This is a genomic window from Kitasatospora sp. NPDC059571 (assembly GCF_042735675.1).
In the GTDB taxonomy this organism is placed as follows: Bacteria; Actinomycetota; Actinomycetes; order Streptomycetales; family Streptomycetaceae; genus Kitasatospora.
This window is the reverse complement of record NZ_JBHWBW010000072.1, coordinates 1-16,803: the sequence shown is the minus strand read 5'-3', so window position 1 is coordinate 16,803 and position 16,803 is coordinate 1. Positions and strand designations below refer to the sequence as shown.

Below are 16,803 nucleotides of genomic sequence, written 5' to 3'. Positions count from 1 at the left end.
CCCGCGCCCGCGCCGGGGCACGAGGCGGCGGTGCTGGCCACCGGCCCGGGGGCACCCCCCCCGACCCGGCCCCCGCAGGCCGGTCGGGGGTCCGGGGGCCCTTGCGTTATCCCGTGGCGGCCCACCGCGTGAGGCTGGCTACCCTTGTGGGGTGAGCGATCAGAGCACCGTCCCCGCGACCGACGACCTCCCCGAGCAGATGCGCGTCCGGCGCGAGAAGCTGGACCGCCTGCGGGCGGCCGGCATCGACCCGTACCCGGTCGGCTTCCCCCGCACCTCGACCATCGCCGACCTGCGGGCCAAGCACCCCGACCTGGCACCGGACACCGCGACGGGCGAGCGCGCCGGCATCACCGGCCGGGTGATCCTGGCCCGCACCGGCGGCAAGCTCTGCTTCGCGACCCTGCGCGACGGCTCCGGCGACCTCCAGGTGATGCTCTCCCTGGACAAGCTCGGCGAGGAGCGGCTGGCCGCCTGGAAGGCCGACATCGACCTCGGCGACCAGGTCGGCGTGGAGGGCGAGGTCATCACCTCCCGCCGCGGCGAGCTGAGCGTGATGGTCGACCGCTGGGAGCTCACCGCCAAGTGCCTGCGCCCGCTGCCGGACAAGCACAAGGGCCTCACCGACCCGGAGGCCCGGGTCCGCCAGCGGTACGTGGACCTGATCGTGAACCCCGAGGCGCGCGAGATGCTCCAGCTGCGCACCCGGGTGATCCGCTCGATCCGCCGCACCTACGAGGACCGCGGGTACCTCGAGGTCGAGACCCCGATGCTGCAGCCGATCCACGGCGGCGCCAACGCCCGCCCGTTCGTCACCCACAGCAACGCCTACGACGTCGACCTGTACCTGCGCATCGCCACCGAGCTCTACCTCAAGCGCCTGGTGGTCGGCGGCGCCGAGAAGGTCTTCGAGATCAACCGGAACTTCCGCAACGAGGGCGCCGACGCGACCCACAACCCGGAGTTCACCGCCCTGGAGTCGTACGAGGCCTACGGCGACTACGACACCCAGGCCGAGCTGATCCGCGCGATCGTCATCAACGCCGCCCGGGACGCACTGGGCACCACCGTGGTGCGCGGCACCGGCCCGGACGGGCAGGAGCACGAGATCGACCTGGCCGAGCCGTGGGCCGAGGTCTCTGTCTACCCGGGCATCTCCGCCCACCTGGGCACCGAGATCACCCCGGAGACCTCCGTCGAGGAGCTGCGCGCGCTCGCCGACGGCGCCGGCGTGCCGTGGGAGAAGGAGTGGGGCCACGGCCAGATCGTCCTGGAGATGATCGAGCGGCTGCTGGAGCACCACGCGATCGCCCCGACCTTCATCCGGGACTACCCGACCGAGGTCTCCCCGCTGACCCGCCAGCACCGCTCGATCGCGGGCGTGGCGGAGAAGTGGGACCTGGTGATCTTCGGTACCGAGATCGGCACCGCCTACTCCGAGCTGATCGACCCGGTCGAGCAGCGCGCCCGCCTCACCGCCCAGTCGCTGCTGGCGGCCGGCGGCGACGTCGAGGCGATGCAGCTGGACGAGGACTTCCTGCGCGCCCTGGAGTACGCGATGCCGCCCACCGGCGGCCTCGGCCTCGGCGTGGACCGCCTGATCATGCTGCTCACCGGCAAGAACATCCGCGAGACGGTGCTCTTCCCGCTGGTGAAGCCGGACCGCGGCGGCACGGACAAGGGCGGCAGCGCCGCCGACACGAGCGACGAGGAGTGACCTGATGGACTACGTCAGCGCGATCGTGCCCCCGCTGGTCATGGCGATCGGCTTCGGCTTCCTGGTGCGGGCCATCATCCGCAGCCAGGGCGTACTCACGCATCGCCCGCTGCTCGGCCTCGCGGGACTCGGCGACCTTGGCGTAGCGGGGCGCGTCGTACACCCAGGGGCGGCCGGTTGCCTCCCAGCCACCGCGTACCCGCCGCACCGCGCCGTCCACGTCCAGCACCTTGAGCATCGTCTCCAGGCGGGCCCGCCGGAGGTCGACGCGAGGCTCCAGGGCTGCCGTGGACAGCGGCCGGCCGGCCTCGGCCAACGCGTCCAGGGTGCGCCGCACCTGGTCCTCCGGCGGGAAGCCGAGCGAGGCGAAGTACCGCCAGATCGCCTCGTCCTCGCGGCCGGGCAGCAGCAGCACCTCGGCCCGGTCGACGCCACGCCCGGCACGCCCGACCTGTTGGTAGTAGGCGATCGGTGAGCCCGGCGATCCCAGGTGCACCACGAACCCGAGATCCGGCTTGTCGAAGCCCATGCCGAGCGCCGAGGTGGCCACCAGGGCCTTCACCCGGTTCGCCAGCAGATCGGCCTCCGCGCTGCGCCGCTCCGCGTCCTCGGTGCGGCCGGAGTAGGAGGCCACGGCGAAGCCGCGGGAGCGCAGGAAGGCGGTGACCTCGTCGGCGGCCGCGACGGTGAGCGTGTAGACGATGCCCGAGCCCGGCAGTTCGTCCAGGTGGTCGGCGAGCCACGCCAGTCGGTGCGCGGCGTCAGGCAGGGAGAGCACGCCGAGGCTGAGGCTCTCGCGGTCCAGCGGGCCGCGGAGCACGAGGGCCCGCTCGCCGCCCGCAGGCGTGGATTCGCCCGGGCCGGTCGCGGGCGGCACGGCGCCGGTGCCGAGCTGCTCGGCGACGTCGGCGGTGACCCGGGCGTTGGCGGTGGCCGTCGTCGCAAGCACCGGGACGCCCGGGGCGAGCTCCGCCAGCATCGTCCGCAGCCGGCGGTAGTCGGGGCGGAAGTCGTGGCCCCAGTCGGAGATGCAGTGCGCCTCGTCGACGACCAGCAGACCGGTCGACGCGGCCAGCTTGGGCAGCACGTTGTCGCGGAAGTCCGGGTTGTTCAGCCGCTCCGGGCTGACCAGCAGGACGTCGACGGCGCCCGCCGCGACCTCGCCCTGGATCGCCTCCCACTCCTCGGGGTTCGCCGAGTTGATCGTCCGGGCGTGGATCCCGGCCCTGGCGGCCGAGTCGACCTGGTTGCGCATCAGCGCGAGAAGCGGGGAGACGATCACTGTCGGCCCGGCGCCGCGGCTGCGGAGCAGTGCCGTGGCGATGAAGTAGACGGCGGACTTGCCCCACCCCGTGCGCTGGACCACCAGGGCCCGGCGGCCGTCCACGACCAGCGCCTCGATCGCCAGCCACTGGTCGTCGCGGAGCACCGCTGACGGCCCGGCGAGCTCACGCAGGACCGCCTCGGCGCGCTCGCGGACGGCAGCGCGCTCGGCTGGCCCGGCCTGCTCCCGGCCGCCGGCGCCGCTGCGGCCCGGGGCGGCCGGCCCGGGGTAGTCGGGCCGGTCGGGCTGCGGGGTGGGGGCCGTGCGCTTGTCCATGACTCCATGCATACCGCGTACCACCGACATTCTGCGAACACGGCCGGGCGCCGCGGCGCGGCTCCGCCCGTGTGTGGGCAACAACCTGTCGAGAGCCGACGAACGGTCAGATCCGTTCCTTTCCACAGCCTGGTGTCCCTCGAACGAGGGAGGAAATGCTGGACCCCCCGAGTTGTCCACAGGCTTGCCCACGGATCCGGAAATCGCGGCAGTCTTCCCGCCATGAACACCAACGACGAACGTTCCGTCCGCGCCGGGGGCGCTCTTCCCGGCACCCTGCCCATGCAGATGCGCGGCCCGGCCGAAATGGCCGAGATGCTGCCGTACCTGCTCGGCTTCTTCCCCGACGACAGCATCGTGGCGGTCGGCCTCCAGGGGCCGTCGCTCCACCAGGGCGGCGTGATCCGGCTGGACATCCCCGCCGACCGGGAGTCCTGGCCGCAGGTCGCCCAGGACGCGGCCGATCTGCTCGTCGACCTCTCCGAGAAGCGCGACCGCCGCCCCCGGCAGGTGCTCCTCTACCTGGTCCGCGACTCCGTGGATCCCGCCCGTGCCCCGTCGGATCCCGCCGGCGGGCCGCCGGGGCCGGGCCGTGGCCCGCAGCCCGCCGACGCGGTACCGGTGGCCGAGCTCCGCCCGCTCGCCGACGCTCTGGCGGCTGCCTTCGAGCGGGCCGACGTCGGCGTGAAGGAGTCCCTCTGCGTCTCCGGCGGCCGATGGTGGTCGTTCCTCTGCAAACGGCCGAGCTGCTGCGACCCGGCGGGCACCCCGGTGCGCCCCGTCGACCTGCCGAGTCCGATCGCCGCGGCGGCCGCCTTCGCGGGTCTGGCACCCCGCGGCAGCCGCAAGGCCATCGTGGCCGGGCTGGCACCGATCGGTCCGCCGGTCTGCGACATCCAGCGCCAGGAGATCGAACGAGCCGGGCCGGGATTCCTCCGGGAGCTCTCCGGCGGCCGCCTGGGCGCGGTGGACCGGACGGGCGACCTGCTGACGGAGGCCCTGGCGGCCTTCCGCGGCGGTGCGAACGAGCTGGATCCGCAGGTCACCGCCCGGCTGCTGCTCGGGCTCCAGGACAAGCTCGGGCGGGACCGCGGAGCTGAGTTCGCCGAGCCCGACGAGCTGGGTCACGCGCAGCGGCTCTGGCGCTTCCTCGCCCAGCGCTGCGTCAGCCCGTTCGACCACCTCGCCCCGCCGCCCCTCACCCTGTTGGCGTGGACGGCGTGGCTGGCCGGTGACATCGCCACCGCGCGGATCGTGCTCTCGCGGGCGCTGGCGATCGACGCCGACTACACCCTGGCCCAGCTGCTGTACGAGTCGATCAACGCGGGGCTTGCGCCCGAGCGGTTGCTGGAGAGCGTCCGGGAGCAACGGGTGAGGCGTGCGGGCCGTCTGTCCTTGAAGCGGCCCGCGGCCCGTGCCACGGAGGGAGAGCCCGGGGGAGCGTCAGGCGCCGCTCCCGCGGGTGAGCCCGAGACCGGCCCGGGTCCGCGGCCCGGCCGCGGCCCGCAGGCCGCTCCCGGCGCCGGAGGTGTGGTCAGGGCGGAGCCTGCGGCCGAGGGCGGAGCCGACCCCGGTTTCGCGCCGGGTTGTGGTCCCGGGCGGACGCTCCCGCTCCCGTCGACCGCACCCGGGTCTGCAGGGCGCGGCGCCCACCGAGGCGTGCCTCCTGCCGCGGAGGGCTGTGCCACCGAGGCCGCTCTGCCGTCCCCGCCGTGTCGTCCGGGGAGTCCGGTGTCGCTTCCGCCGCCGGTTCGCCCGCCCGGCCGGACGGGGCGCCGGTGGCAGCGCCCGTCGGGGGCCTCCGGGCGGCCCACCCGTCCGGGTCGGGCCTTCCGACCGCTGCGGGGCTGAGCCGCCCGGGTGGGCAGCCGGTGCGGGTCCGGCGCACGCAGGTCCCGTGCCGGCCTCGGCCTCCACGTACTGCCCCGCCGGCCCGTCCGGCAGACCGTTGGGCGCAAGGGACGGGCGCGCAACGGGCCGGGCGCGCGGTCCTAGATCTCGCCGCGGCCCATGCGCATCAGGCGGTCGAGCACGACCCGGCCGCTGACCCGGAGGCCGTCGTGCTCCCATTCGTTGGTCACCCAGTAGCGCACGTTACCGACGGCGTGCGCAGTGTCCAGCGAATCGGCGGTGTCCACGTACATGTCGTCGTGGTAGACGGCGGCAAAGACCGGGACGTCGTTGGCGGCCAGCCGCTCCCGGTCGTAGAGGTCGGGCCAGTCGGCCCGCTCGGCGAGCAGATTGGCGGTCTCCCGCAGCGGGCGGAGTGCCGGGTCGGTCTCGAACATCCACGGGTAGATCATCTCGCCGGTGAACAGCACGGGAGCGTCCGAGTCGAGCGCCGCCTCGGCGTCGAACTCGGGGAACTCCTTCCGGACGCGCTCCGCCGCCCAGGCCGTGCCGGCCGGATCGACCGACCGCTGACCGTAGATCGACTCGTGCAGCACGGCGTAGAGCGGGCCCTGGGCGAAGGACAGCTGCGCCTGCACCCCGGCGAGGAAGGTGTCGGACAGCTCGGGGCCGTCCGCGCCCTCCACCCAGGCCTCCTCCAGCAGATAGTGCAGCTGGTGCGAGCCGGAGCCACTGCCGAGCAGCAGCCCCAGTGCCTGGAACGCCCGGAGGGTGAGCAGACCCCCGTCGGGGAGGGTGGCCGGCTGCTCCGCGAGGTGGGCCGCGATCTGCCGGACGGCCTCGACGTCCTGCGGGTAGCGCCCGTAGTGCGCCGCGTTCTTGCGGGCCACCCGCGGGTACGCCGCGCGGTAGACGTCGTCCGCCGAGCTGCTCAGACCGGCCAGACCGCCGGTCACGTAAGCCTCACGGACGCCCTCGGGTGCCAGCGAGAGGTAGGTCAGGGTGCAGAAGCCGCCGAAGCTCTGGCCGAGCAGGCTCCACCGCCCCTGCTCACCGAGCAGCGCGCGGCGGATCAGCTCGGCGTCGCGGACGATCGAGTCGGCGCGGAAGTGCGCGAGGTACTCGGCCTGCTCCTGCGGCCCGCCCCGCCGGGCGAGCGTCTGCCGGTTGGCCGGGGTGGACCGGCCGGTCCCGCGCTGGTCGAGGAGGAGGACGCGGTGGTCGTCCAGCGCGCGGGCCAGCCAGCTGTCCGGGCCGACCGGGCGCGCCGCCTTGCCGCCGGGGCCGCCCTGGAGGAAGAGCAGCCAGGGCAGGGCGTCGTTCTCACGGGCCGACGCCACGACCTCACGGGCGTACACCTCGATCTGCTCGCCGTCCGGGCGCTGGTGGTCGAGCGGCACGCGGAAGACGTGGTCGGTCGTGACGATCCCGGGCAGCCGGCTGGCGGTGGACATGCAACTCCTCGGTTCGTGCTGTTCGCAGGTGCGAACGGCGGTCGCCAACGGTGTTCCCGGTGCGGTCGCCGCCGCCCCCGCACCGTATCCTGGCGGCGGACGGGAGCCGGTGGGGGAGGCCCGCAGGCGGGCGACCCCGGCCGGCGGCCGGGCCGGTGTCGCAGGGGGCGACGGACCACCGGCCGAGCAGTCACACCGGACGGCGCGCCACCGCAGCCGCGCACACCGGCGTGACTTGTGACAGGTGCAGGGCGTTCATCCAGCGGGGAGCCGGCGGCAGCATCCGTCCGGCACCCCTGTGCCGTGCCGACCCGTCCCACGACATCGGCGTCCGTGCCGAGCCGACGACCGGCCCGCCCCAGGGCGGGACGGCGTGACACGGCCGGTCACACCCGTACGACCTGGGCCTGCCCCCAACGATCGACCCTGCCCGAACGGGCAGCGCAGCACTGACCGCGAACGAGCACGCTCGTGGTCGGCCGGCCCCGCAGCAGCCGACCGACCCAGGGAGGAGAGACCGGTGACCGCCACCACGCCGCCACCGCCGCAGCCCGGCACGGTGACACCACCGCCTCCCGAGCCGACGACGGCACCGGCAGCCTTCCCCGCCCCGCCGACCCTGCCGCCGCGCCCCGCGAGCCCGCCGGTCGGCCAGGGCCCGGCCGGGCCCGCCCCGGCTCCTCCGACCGGGCCCGCACGCCCGGCGGCGCCGATCGGTCCACCGGCCGGCTCGGTGACCTCCGGGCCGCCGTCCGCACCGCCCTACGCCAGGCCGTCCACCCAGCCGCCGATGCCGCCCGCACCACAGGCCGGGCCGTCGGCTTCGCCGCCTGCGCAGACGCCCGCGTCCTACGGGACCGGACAGCCGATGCACGGACAGCCGATGCACGGACAGCCGCGCCCGCCCGCGCCCCCGCGCCCGAACACCGTCACGGCACACGATGCCGTGCTCTGCGTCGAGGCCCCGGCGATGGCAGCCTCCGGCCCGGACGGCCAGCTCCGAGGCCAGGGCCTGCACGGCTTCTACCGGGCAGGCATTCGCACCCTTGCCAGGATGGAGGTCCGACTCGGCGGCATCGAGCCGATGTCGCTCCAAGGCGCGCTCACCTCGGCCGCCGCGGCGCGCTTCGTCGGCGCGGTCCGAGTGCCGGGCGACCCCGACCCGGACCCTGCGCTGACCGTGGAGCGCCTGCGCCACGCGGACGGGGCGGAGACGGTGACGGTCCGTAATGCGGGTGCACGACCGGCCCGGCTTCCCCTGGAGATCGCCTTCGGCACCGACCTCGGCCTGCTCTCCGAGATCGCGGGCGGCCAGCGCTCCGCCGACCTTCCGAGCCAGGTCCAGTCCGCGGGCCTCCGCTGGGCCGGACACGGCCGCAGCGCCACGGTGACCGCCCGGCCCACCCCGCACGCGGTGCTGGCGGGGGCCGGAGTGCTCCGCTGGGATCTTGAGGTGCAGCCCGGCGCCCGATGGTCCGTCGAGCTGAAGACCCTGCTGGAGGGCGTTCCGGCGGGCGTGCGCCCGCCCACGGGGCGCGGCAAGGGCGTTCCGCTGCCCTGGGCCGAGGCCGAGGTCCGCTGCGACGACGCCAGGGCGCAGCGCCTGCTGACACGTTCGCTCGACTCCCTCGGATCGCTGCTCATCGCCGACCCGGACCGCCCCACCGACCTGTACGCGGCGTCCGGTGCGCCGTGGCGATTCGGCCTGACCGCGGCCGACGCACTCTGGGCGGCCCGACTGACCCTGCCGCTGGGCACCAGGCTCGCAGCGGACACCCTGCGGGCGCTGGCGCGGCGCCAGCAGTCCGCCAGTACGGCAGGCCCGGCCGGTGGGGCAGCGCCCGGCGCGGCGCCGGCCGCAGCACCGGGCCGCCCGGACGGCCTGATTCCCGGGCCGATGCGGCACGGCGGCCCGGAGCTGCCGCCGACCTGCACCGCGACCGAGGCCACCCTGCTGTTCGTCACGGTGCTGGCCGAGGCCTGGCGCTGGGGCCTGCCCCGGCACGAGGTGATAGAGCTCCTCCCCGCGGTCGAGCGCGCCCTCGGCGCCCTGCGCACCGCTGTTGCCGCAGGTCCTGACGGCCCCGAGGGCTTCGTCCTGGACCTCGGCCGCTCCGCCGAGGAGCGTGCCGCGCGTCCCGGCGCCGCCCGCGTCGAGGTGCAGGCACAGGCCTACCGCGCGGCGATGCACGGTGCGGAGCTGCTGGCCGCCTTCGGCCGGCCCGGCGCGGCCGAGTGGCGCAGCTGGGCGGCGGCACTGCGCGAGCGGTTCCGCGACCAGTTCTGGATCGACGACCTGTCGGGCGGCCGCCCGGCGGCCGCCCTGTTCGGCGGTGGTCGCAGCGCCCCGGCGGTGGCCTCGACCCTGGTGCACCTCCTCGACGTCGGGCTGTCGACCGACGGCGAGCTGCACAACGGTCTGCTCGACCGTGAGCAGACCAGGCTGCTGGCCCAGCGGTTGACCGCCCCGGAGCTGGACTGCGGTTGGGGCCTGCGGACGCTGAGCGCGAAGTCGCCGCGGTTCAACCCGCTGGGGCACCGCAGCGGCGCGGTGCGGCTCCACGAGACCGCGCTGGCCGTGGCGGGTCTCGCCGATGCCGGGTTCGAGCGCGAGGCCGGGCAACTGCTGGAGGGGCTGCTGTCCGCGGCCGAGCACTTCGAGGGGCGGCCGCCGGAGATGTACGCCGGCGAGCAGCGGGTGCCGGGGTGCCCGCCCGTCCCGCACCCGGCGGCCTGCCGGCCGGCGGCGCTGTCCTCCGCGGCCGGAGTCCACCTGATACTCGCGCTGGCGGGTGTCCGTCCCGATGTGCCGGCCGGGCGGGTCGTGGTGCGGCCGGCGAGCACCACGCCGCTGGGCGAGCTGCAGCTCACCGGGTTGCGGGTGGCGGGTGAGCCGTTCTCCGTCCGGGTCAGCCGGATCGGCGTCGCGGTGGTCGAGGAGGCCTCGCCGCAGCTCCAGCTGGGCGCGGGCTGACTCCGGGTGCGCCGGCTCCGACCCGGCGGCGCACCCCGGTGGCCGTCCGGTCGTGGTCCGGCGGGCGGTCCGGCCGGCAGTCCGCCGTCGTGGCGCACCTCGACCGCATGGCGCCCGTCCGCTGTCCGGAGTCTGTGTTTATCGTCAGAGAGACGACTATGATCGTCGCCATGTCCCGCTATGACCCGTCGGCCTTCCCACCGTTCGCCGTCACCGTCGACCTTGTGGTGCTGACCGTGCGGGATCACGAGCTCTGCGCACTGCTGGTCCGCCGGGGGGAGCCGCCCTTCCAGGGCTACTGGGCGCTGCCCGGCGGATTCGTACGGCCGGACGAGGGCCTGGCCGAGGCGGCCTCCCGTGAACTGGCGGAGGAGACCGGCCTGCGGGCCCACTCGGCACCCGGCCACTCGGCCGCGGGTGTCCACCTGGAGCAGCTCGCGACCTACGGCCACCCCCAGCGCGACCCGCGCATGCGGGTCGTCAGCGTGGCCCACCTCGTCCTCGCCCCCGACCTGCCCACGCCCCGCCCCGGCGGCGACGCCAGCAGCGCGCGGTGGGCCCCGGTCGGCGAGCTCCTCGGCGACGCGCCGGCGGACGGAGTGCCGCTCGCCTTCGACCACGGGCGGATCCTGGCCGACGGGGTCGAGCGCGCCCGGTCCAAGATCGAGTACTCCTCGCTCGCCACCGCCTTCTGCCCGTCGGAGTTCACGGTCGGCGAGCTGCGCAGGGTGTACGAGGCGGTCTGGGGCGTGGTGCTGGATCCGCGGAACTTCCACCGCAAGGTCACTGGCACACCGGGCTTCCTGCTGCCCTCCGGTGGTACGACGACCCGTCAGGGCGGCCGCCCGGCACAGCTCTTCACCGCCGGCGGGGCGACCGTCCTCAACCCGCCGATGCTGAGGCCCGAGGCCTGAGTTTCGAGGCCTGAGGCTCGGGGCTGAGATCTGAGGCCTGAGGAAGCCCCGCCGCGACTCCCGGGGCCGATCCCCGATGCCGATGCGGCGTCAGGATGTCGTCCGCGGTAGGGCGCCTCTGATACTGCGCTGACGCGGCGAGTGTGGGCCGACCGGCGCATTGGGGGGCGTGCGGGCGTTCTGCGAGGCGCCTTCCCGCTGCGTGGTCCCCTGATCGGGTGAGGTCGGCGGGCTCGCCTTCCACTAGGTACCCCGAATGCCCGGAATCTCCGCCGCCGCGCCCTAGGGTGCTGGCGCGGGTGCGCCCGAGCACACCAGTGCCCCCGCGACCCGGCCGGCCGAGGAATGGGAGCAGGCAGTGATGATCCAGGTCACCGGACTGACCAAGATCTACCGGCGCGGCCGCGCGCCGGCCCTGCTGGACCTCACGTTCGACGCCCGGCCCGGCACCGTGACGGCGCTCCTGGGTGACCCCGGCGCGGGGAAGACCACCACACTACGTCTCATGGTCGAGCTCGAACGCGGCCACGGGGTCACCCTGTTCGACGGCCGCCCCTACCGCCGTCTGCGCAACCCCGAGCAGCACGTCGGCGTCATGCTCCAGGCGCGACGCCCGTCGCCGGGACGCTCAGATCGTGGCCTCGCCGCCATCTCCGGCCTCATCGCCGCCTCCGGCCCCGCGAACTCCGGCCGCTCGAACTCCGGCGTCTCCAACTCCGAGCTCGCCGTTCCCGACTCCGCCTCCGCCCGTTCGGCCGCGGCCGACCTCGCCCGTGTTCCCGCCCGAGTCCCCGCCCCTGCAGGGCAGTCAGCCGGGACCACCGGTGCCGCTCCGGTACTGCGCGGTCGGATGGTGGGCCACCCCGGGCGCCGCGCGGGCGACCATCTGCGCATGCTGGCGGCCGCTGTCGGCGCCCCGCCGCGCCGCGCCGACGAGTTGCTGGAGCAGACCAGGTTGGCCTCCGTGGCCTCGCACCGGCTGCGGACGTTCTCGCCGGGGATGCACCGGCGGCTCGCCCTGGCGGCCGCGCTGCTCGGCGACCCGGCCGTTCTGCTGCTGGACGCACCGACTGGCGGACTGTCCGATCGCGGGACCGAGTGGTTCCAGGCCTTCCTCCGGTCCTTCGCGGTGGCCGGCGGCAACGTGGTCGTCACCACCCGCAGCCCGCAGGAGGCGTTGCTGCTGGCCGACCGGATCGTCACCCTGGACGCCGGCCGGGCAGCGGCCGACCAGAGCGCCGAGGACTTCCGCCGGACACGGTTCTTCCCCGAGGTGGCCGTCCGCGGACCGCAGATGGCCCGGCTCGCGGACGTACTGCGGGCCCAGGGCGCGAAGGTGCGGCCGGACGGCGGTACCGGACTCGCGGTCAGCGGCATCGACCGCACGGAGATCGGCGAGCTCGCCTACCGGCACGGCATCCTGCTCCACGAACTCGCCGACCGCGTCGTGGAGCAGCCGGCCCCCCGGCCGGTCCTTCCGATCGGCTCGGGCCGGTCCGGCCAGGTGCACCTGCGCAGCGAGGACGGCGATGGTGGCAGCGACCGGGACGAGACGCCGCCACCCTCCGTGATCGGCCTTCCCGCCCCTGCCCCGGCAGCCGACTCCGCCGCGTGGCAGGGCACCTCGGAGGGGGCGGGGGAGGTGGACGCCCTGCCGGACGAGGCGCTGCCGTCCGGCACCGGTACCGCTGCGCCGCTGCGCGGGCCGAGGCACCGCGGCACCCTGCCCACCGTCCCGTCCCTGCTGTCGGGACCCCGCCCGCCCCTGGTGTTCGACCGGCTCGCCCTGGGCTCGGCCCGCCCCGCTCCTGCACAGCCAGGCACGGACAGCGCGCCGCCTCCGGTCCGCCTGACCAAGGACCTCACGACCGCGGACCTCACGACCGCGGACCTCGCGACCGCAGACCTCGCGACCGCAGACCTCACGACCGCGGGCCGCACGGACGCGCACCTCGCCGCCGCGGACCTCACCGCCGCGGACTGCGCGACCGCAGAGCGAACGATGGCTGACAGCCGGGCTTCGGCAGCACCCGACACCGACCGCACCGACAGCGGCCACGCCGACACCGACCGCACCGGCACCGACCACTCCGCGACCGACCGCACCGACAGCGGCCACGCCGACACCGACCGCACCGACACCGACCACTCCGCGACCGACCACTCCGCCGCAACCGCTGATCCGCCCGGCAGGGCCTGGTTCGAACCGTTCCGCGGCGCGAGCCCCACGGGCGGGTGGTTCCTCGACCGGGGCCGTGCCACCGATGCCCGCCCGTCCGCCGCAGGTCCCCACGCACACCGGAGCCAGTGACCGTGCAGACCCTCTCCTACGAGCTGCGCCGACTGCGCGGCCTGCGTTCCAGCTGGTTGATCGCCGCGGTGGTGCTGGTCGCGGACCTCGCGGTCGCGCTGACCGCCGTCTGGCGCACCCCCGCCCTCGACTCCGCCGCGGCGGTCCGCGCCTCGACCGGGGTGGTGCCCTTCCTCCCGCTGCCGGTCGCCGCCCTCGGGGCCGGGCTGCTGGGCGTGCTGTCGTACACCCACGAGGTCCGGTACCCCGGGCTGGCCGCGTCGCGGGTGGCGTTCGGCCGCCGGGCCGGGCTGCTGGCGGCCAAGGCCGCCGTGACCGGTGCCGCCGGCGCCGTGCTCGCCGCTGCCACCGTCCTGCTCGGCGCGCTCGCCGTCGGCCTGGCCGCCCGGGGCGGCGCCCCCGCCGCCGACCGGACGGCCGCGCTGCGGACGGCCGACCTGGTCGCGCCGTTCGCCGCCTGCGCCGTCCTCGTGGTCGGTGCGGCCTGGGCGGGCCTGCTGGCCGCGGCCCTGGTGCGCCGCCTGGTGCCGGCGCTCCTGCTGTTCCTGGCACTACCCGTGGTGCTGGAGCCGCTCGGCGGGCTCATGCTGCGCCGCACCGGGCGGAGCTGGCCGTTCGGCGCGGCGGAGCTGCTGCCGCTGCGGGAGCTGCTCGACCGGGTGCCGGTGGACGGGTTCGCGCGGACGGTCCCGGACGGACTCCTGCTCGCCCTCCCGCTGCTCCCGGTCGCCCTGCTGCTGGCCGCCGGCCTGGCCCTTCAGCTCCACCGCCGCACCCTCTGAGAGCCTGCGGGACCCTCCGCACCCCCGCACCCCCGCACTCCCGCACCCGCTCAGACCCTCCGGGGCCCTCCGGGGCCCCGCACCCCCTCGGACCGGCTGGGACCCGCTGAGCCGCCCGAGGCACTCCGAGGAGCCGCCTCGCCGGCGCCACTGTGGCGAAGGGTCGCCGGGCGATCGCGTAAGGTGATCAACCTGTGGTTGATTTGAGGGGTTCTGACCGATAAGAAGTCAATGATCCGGCCGTGGACGATCACCCTTTCGTGTGCTTTTCACGAGAATCCTCAAGGCGGCTCGGCCGATCGCCGACAAAGGACGTGTGACTACCCTTGCGCACCCCGCCACGACCGCTGCCCGTTCGGCCGATCCGATGGCCGCCGGCGACCTCGACCGCTTCCCGTACGCCGAACGGCCCGCCCCGCCCGCCCCCCGCTGGGAGGGCGCCGAGTCCGAGCTCTCCCGCGTCGGCCGCAAGACCACCAGCAGCCGCGGCCGCGGCCTGCACGGCCAGCTGGTCCAGCAGCTCGGCCAGATGATCGTCTCCGGCGACCTGGGCGCCGACCGCCCGCTGGTGCCGGAGGAGATCGGCCAGCGGTTCGAGGTCTCCCGCACGGTGGTCCGCGAGTCGCTGCGCGTGCTGGAGGCGAAGGGCCTGGTCAGCGCCCGGCCGAACGTGGGCACCCGGGTCCGCCCGGTCGCCGACTGGAACCTGCTCGACCCGGACATCATCGAGTGGCGCGCCTTCGGCCCGCAGCGCGACGAGCAGCGCCGCGAGCTGTTCGAGCTCCGCTGGGCGATCGAGCCGCTGGCCGCCCGCCTCGCCGCCGGCCACGGCCGCGAGGACGTTCAGCACCGGCTGGTCGAGCTCGCCGAGATCATGGGCCACACGTCCGCCCAGGGCGACCTGCTCGGGTACACCCGGGCCGACGCCGAGCTCCACGGACTCGTCCTCCAGATGGCCGGCAATCGGATGCTGGAGCACCTCTCCGGCATCGTCTCGTGCGCGCTGCACGTCTCCGGTGGCCCGGTCGGCACCTGCGAGCGGCCCTCCGACTCGGCGGTCGGCCTGCACGTCCGGCTGGTCGACGCACTGGGCACCGGCGACGGCACCGCGGCCGAGGCCGCCGTCCGCGCGCTGCTCACCGTGCACCCCGACATCGAGCATGCGGTCCCCGGCCCGCGGGAGCACTGAACCGCCCGGGACGGGGGATCCGGCCGGACTCCGCCGCCCGGTGGACGGCGCCGGACGGCGGTGTGACCCGCGCCACGACGGGGATGCGTAACACTTGAGGGGCGGCAGCGATGTGTACGGAGCGGAAGCAGCTCCGGAATACCGCCACCATGTCAGAATGCTGTGTTGGTCTGCGGCGCTGCTGCCGTCCTGCAAACCCAGTCCTCGTCCACCCACCCGAGCCGGTCGGTACCGGTCCCGCACGTGAGAGTGCGTGATCGTTTCCTCACCGTTTCGGGCGGCCGGGTCCGGGTTCGAGTCCACTCATCGTCCGAGAGGTTGTTCGTGTCGGCCAGCACATCCCGTTCGCTCCCCCCCGAGATCGCCGAGTCCGCAGCACTGCTCGCGCTCATCGAGCGGGGCAAGGCCCAGGGGCAGATCGCCGGTGACGACGTGCGTCAGGCGTTCGAGGCGGACCAGATCCCGGTCACCAAGTGGAAGAACGTCATGCGCAGCCTCAACCAGGTGCTGATTGAGGAAGGAGTGGAGCTCATGGTCAGCGCGGCTGAACCGGCCGGCTCCAAGCGCAAGAGCGTCGCGGCGAAGAGCACGACCAAGCGCACGGCGACAAAGACGGTCACCACTCGGACCCCGTCCGCCCCGGCCAAGCCGCCGGTCCGGATCGCCCCCGCCGCGACCCCGGCGCCCGCGCCGGCCGTGGTGGCCGCTGCGGTGTCCGCCGAGATCACGGTCGTCGAGACCGCCGTCGTCGACGTCGCCGAGGCCAAGGCCGCGGTGGCCAAGAAGGCGGCCCCCGCCAAGAAGGCCGCCGCCAAGAAGATCGCTGCCCCTGCCAAGAAGACCGCGGCGAAGAAGACCGCCGCGACCAAGACCGGCAAGGGCGACGAGGAGCTCGGCGGCGAGGAGGAGCTGCTCGAGGACGTGGCGCTGCCCGGCGACAAGGCCGAGGGCGACACCCCCGAGGAGGAGTCGGACCAGGGCTTCGTCCTGTCCGACGACGACGAGGACGACGCTCCCGCGCAGCAGGTCGCCGTCGCCGGTGCCACCGCGGACCCGGTCAAGGACTACCTGAAGCAGATCGGCAAGGTCCCGCTGCTCAACGCCGAGCAGGAGGTCGAGCTCGCCAAGCGCATCGAGGCCGGCCTGTTCGCCGAGGACAAGCTCTCGGCCGCCGACAAGCTCGCCCCCAAGCTCAAGCGCGAGCTGGAGATCATCGCCGAGGACGGCCGCCGCGCCAAGAACCACCTGCTGGAGGCCAACCTCCGCCTCGTGGTCTCGCTGGCCAAGCGCTACACCGGCCGCGGCATGCTCTTCCTGGACCTGATCCAGGAGGGCAACCTCGGTCTGATCCGTGCGGTCGAGAAGTTCGACTACACCAAGGGCTACAAGTTCTCGACCTACGCGACCTGGTGGATCCGCCAGGCGATCACCCGCGCCATGGCCGACCAGGCCCGCACCATCCGCATCCCGGTGCACATGGTCGAGGTCATCAACAAGCTGGCCCGCGTCCAGCGCCAGATGCTCCAGGACCTGGGCCGCGAGCCCACCCCGGAGGAGCTGGCCAAGGAGCTCGACATGACCCCCGAGAAGGTCATCGAGGTCCAGAAGTACGGCCGTGAGCCCATCTCGCTGCACACCCCGCTCGGCGAGGACGGCGACAGCGAGTTCGGTGACCTGATCGAGGACTCCGAGGCGGTCGTCCCGGCCGACGCGGTCTCCTTCACGCTGCTCCAGGAGCAGCTGCACTCCGTGCTGGACACCCTGTCCGAGCGCGAGGCCGGTGTGGTCTCGATGCGCTTCGGCCTGACGGACGGCCAGCCGAAGACGCTCGACGAGATCGGCAAGGTCTACGGCGTGACGCGCGAGCGCATCCGCCAGATCGAGTCGAAGACCATGTCGAAGCTGCGCCACCCGTCCCGTTCCCAGGTGCTGCGCGACTACCTGGACTGATCGGTCGGCCGGTTCCGACCGGAGACGTCCCGGAGGGGCCCCGAGCCACATGGCTCGGGGC

General features: G+C 74.5%; 9 protein-coding genes and 1 pseudogene. 8 read left to right on the top strand and 2 right to left on the bottom strand.

Annotated elements, in window-relative coordinates:
- Nucleotides 1–151 precede the first annotated feature (151 nt).
- The gene (gene lysX / locus ACFV0G_RS11460; RefSeq protein ID WP_380545307.1) at nt 152–1,717 is read left to right on the top strand and encodes a bifunctional lysylphosphatidylglycerol synthetase/lysine--tRNA ligase LysX; all 1,566 of its coding nucleotides are present in this window, start codon (nt 152–154) and stop codon (nt 1,715–1,717) included.
- 88 nt (nt 1,718–1,805) lie between these two features.
- On the opposite strand, the pseudogene ACFV0G_RS11455 reads toward lysX, so the two are convergent.
- Nucleotides 1,806–3,317 (bottom strand): annotated as a pseudogene (locus ACFV0G_RS11455) (RecQ family ATP-dependent DNA helicase); the annotation flags it as partial.
- A gap of 222 nt (nt 3,318–3,539) precedes the next feature.
- Here ACFV0G_RS11455 and ACFV0G_RS11450 point away from each other — a divergent pair.
- Nucleotides 3,540–5,168 carry a DUF4192 family protein gene (locus ACFV0G_RS11450; RefSeq protein ID WP_380545304.1) on the top strand — a complete coding sequence of 543 codons (1,629 nt, stop codon included), beginning with the start codon at nt 3,540–3,542 and terminating at the stop codon, nt 5,166–5,168.
- A 140-nt stretch (nt 5,169–5,308) separates the two neighbouring features.
- Here ACFV0G_RS11450 and ACFV0G_RS11445 read toward each other — a convergent pair whose 3' ends face one another.
- Nucleotides 5,309–6,622: an alpha/beta fold hydrolase gene (locus ACFV0G_RS11445; protein ID WP_380545302.1), complete on the bottom strand. Its 1,314-nt coding sequence runs from the start codon at nt 6,620–6,622 to the stop codon at nt 5,309–5,311.
- 883 nt (nt 6,623–7,505) lie between these two features.
- Here ACFV0G_RS11445 and ACFV0G_RS11440 point away from each other — a divergent pair.
- The 6 genes from ACFV0G_RS11440 (at nt 7,506) to ACFV0G_RS11415 (ending at nt 16,742) form a co-directional block, all read left to right on the top strand.
- Nucleotides 7,506–9,596, top strand: coding sequence for a glycogen debranching N-terminal domain-containing protein (locus ACFV0G_RS11440; RefSeq protein ID WP_380545300.1), 2,091 nt, complete (start codon nt 7,506–7,508; stop codon nt 9,594–9,596).
- A 170-nt stretch (nt 9,597–9,766) separates the two neighbouring features.
- Complete coding sequence (locus ACFV0G_RS11435; RefSeq protein ID WP_380545298.1) at nt 9,767–10,510, top strand: NUDIX domain-containing protein; 744 nt, start codon at nt 9,767–9,769, stop codon at nt 10,508–10,510.
- A gap of 361 nt (nt 10,511–10,871) precedes the next feature.
- Nucleotides 10,872–12,821 carry an ATP-binding cassette domain-containing protein gene (locus ACFV0G_RS11430; protein ID WP_380545322.1) on the top strand — a complete coding sequence of 650 codons (1,950 nt, stop codon included), beginning with the start codon at nt 10,872–10,874 and terminating at the stop codon, nt 12,819–12,821.
- Nucleotides 12,818–13,603 (top strand): hypothetical protein, encoded by a 786-nt coding sequence (locus ACFV0G_RS11425; protein ID WP_380545296.1) that lies wholly within the window; start codon nt 12,818–12,820, stop codon nt 13,601–13,603. The genes ACFV0G_RS11430 and ACFV0G_RS11425 overlap by 4 nt, the downstream gene beginning before the upstream one ends.
- Nucleotides 13,604–13,919: 316 nt before the next feature.
- Nucleotides 13,920–14,792, top strand: a complete 873-nt coding sequence (locus ACFV0G_RS11420) for a FadR/GntR family transcriptional regulator (RefSeq protein ID WP_380545294.1) — start codon at nt 13,920–13,922, stop codon at nt 14,790–14,792.
- 318 nt (nt 14,793–15,110) lie between these two features.
- Complete coding sequence (locus tag ACFV0G_RS11415; RefSeq protein ID WP_380545292.1) at nt 15,111–16,742, top strand: RNA polymerase sigma factor; 1,632 nt, start codon at nt 15,111–15,113, stop codon at nt 16,740–16,742.
- Nucleotides 16,743–16,803 lie beyond the last annotated feature (61 nt).

What these genes read in the sequence shown, in the direction of transcription:
- ACFV0G_RS11450 (WP_380545304.1), top strand. Translation starts at nt 3,540, where the DNA reads ATGAACACCAACGACGAACGTTCCGTCCGCGCCGGGGGCGCTCTTCCC.
- ACFV0G_RS11445 (WP_380545302.1), bottom strand. Translation starts at nt 6,622, where the DNA reads ATGTCCACCGCCAGCCGGCTGCCCGGGATCGTCACGACCGACCACGTC.
- ACFV0G_RS11440 (WP_380545300.1), top strand. Translation starts at nt 7,506, where the DNA reads ATGCACGGACAGCCGCGCCCGCCCGCGCCCCCGCGCCCGAACACCGTC.
- ACFV0G_RS11435 (WP_380545298.1), top strand. Translation starts at nt 9,767, where the DNA reads ATGTCCCGCTATGACCCGTCGGCCTTCCCACCGTTCGCCGTCACCGTC.
- ACFV0G_RS11430 (WP_380545322.1), top strand. Translation starts at nt 10,872, where the DNA reads ATGATCCAGGTCACCGGACTGACCAAGATCTACCGGCGCGGCCGCGCG.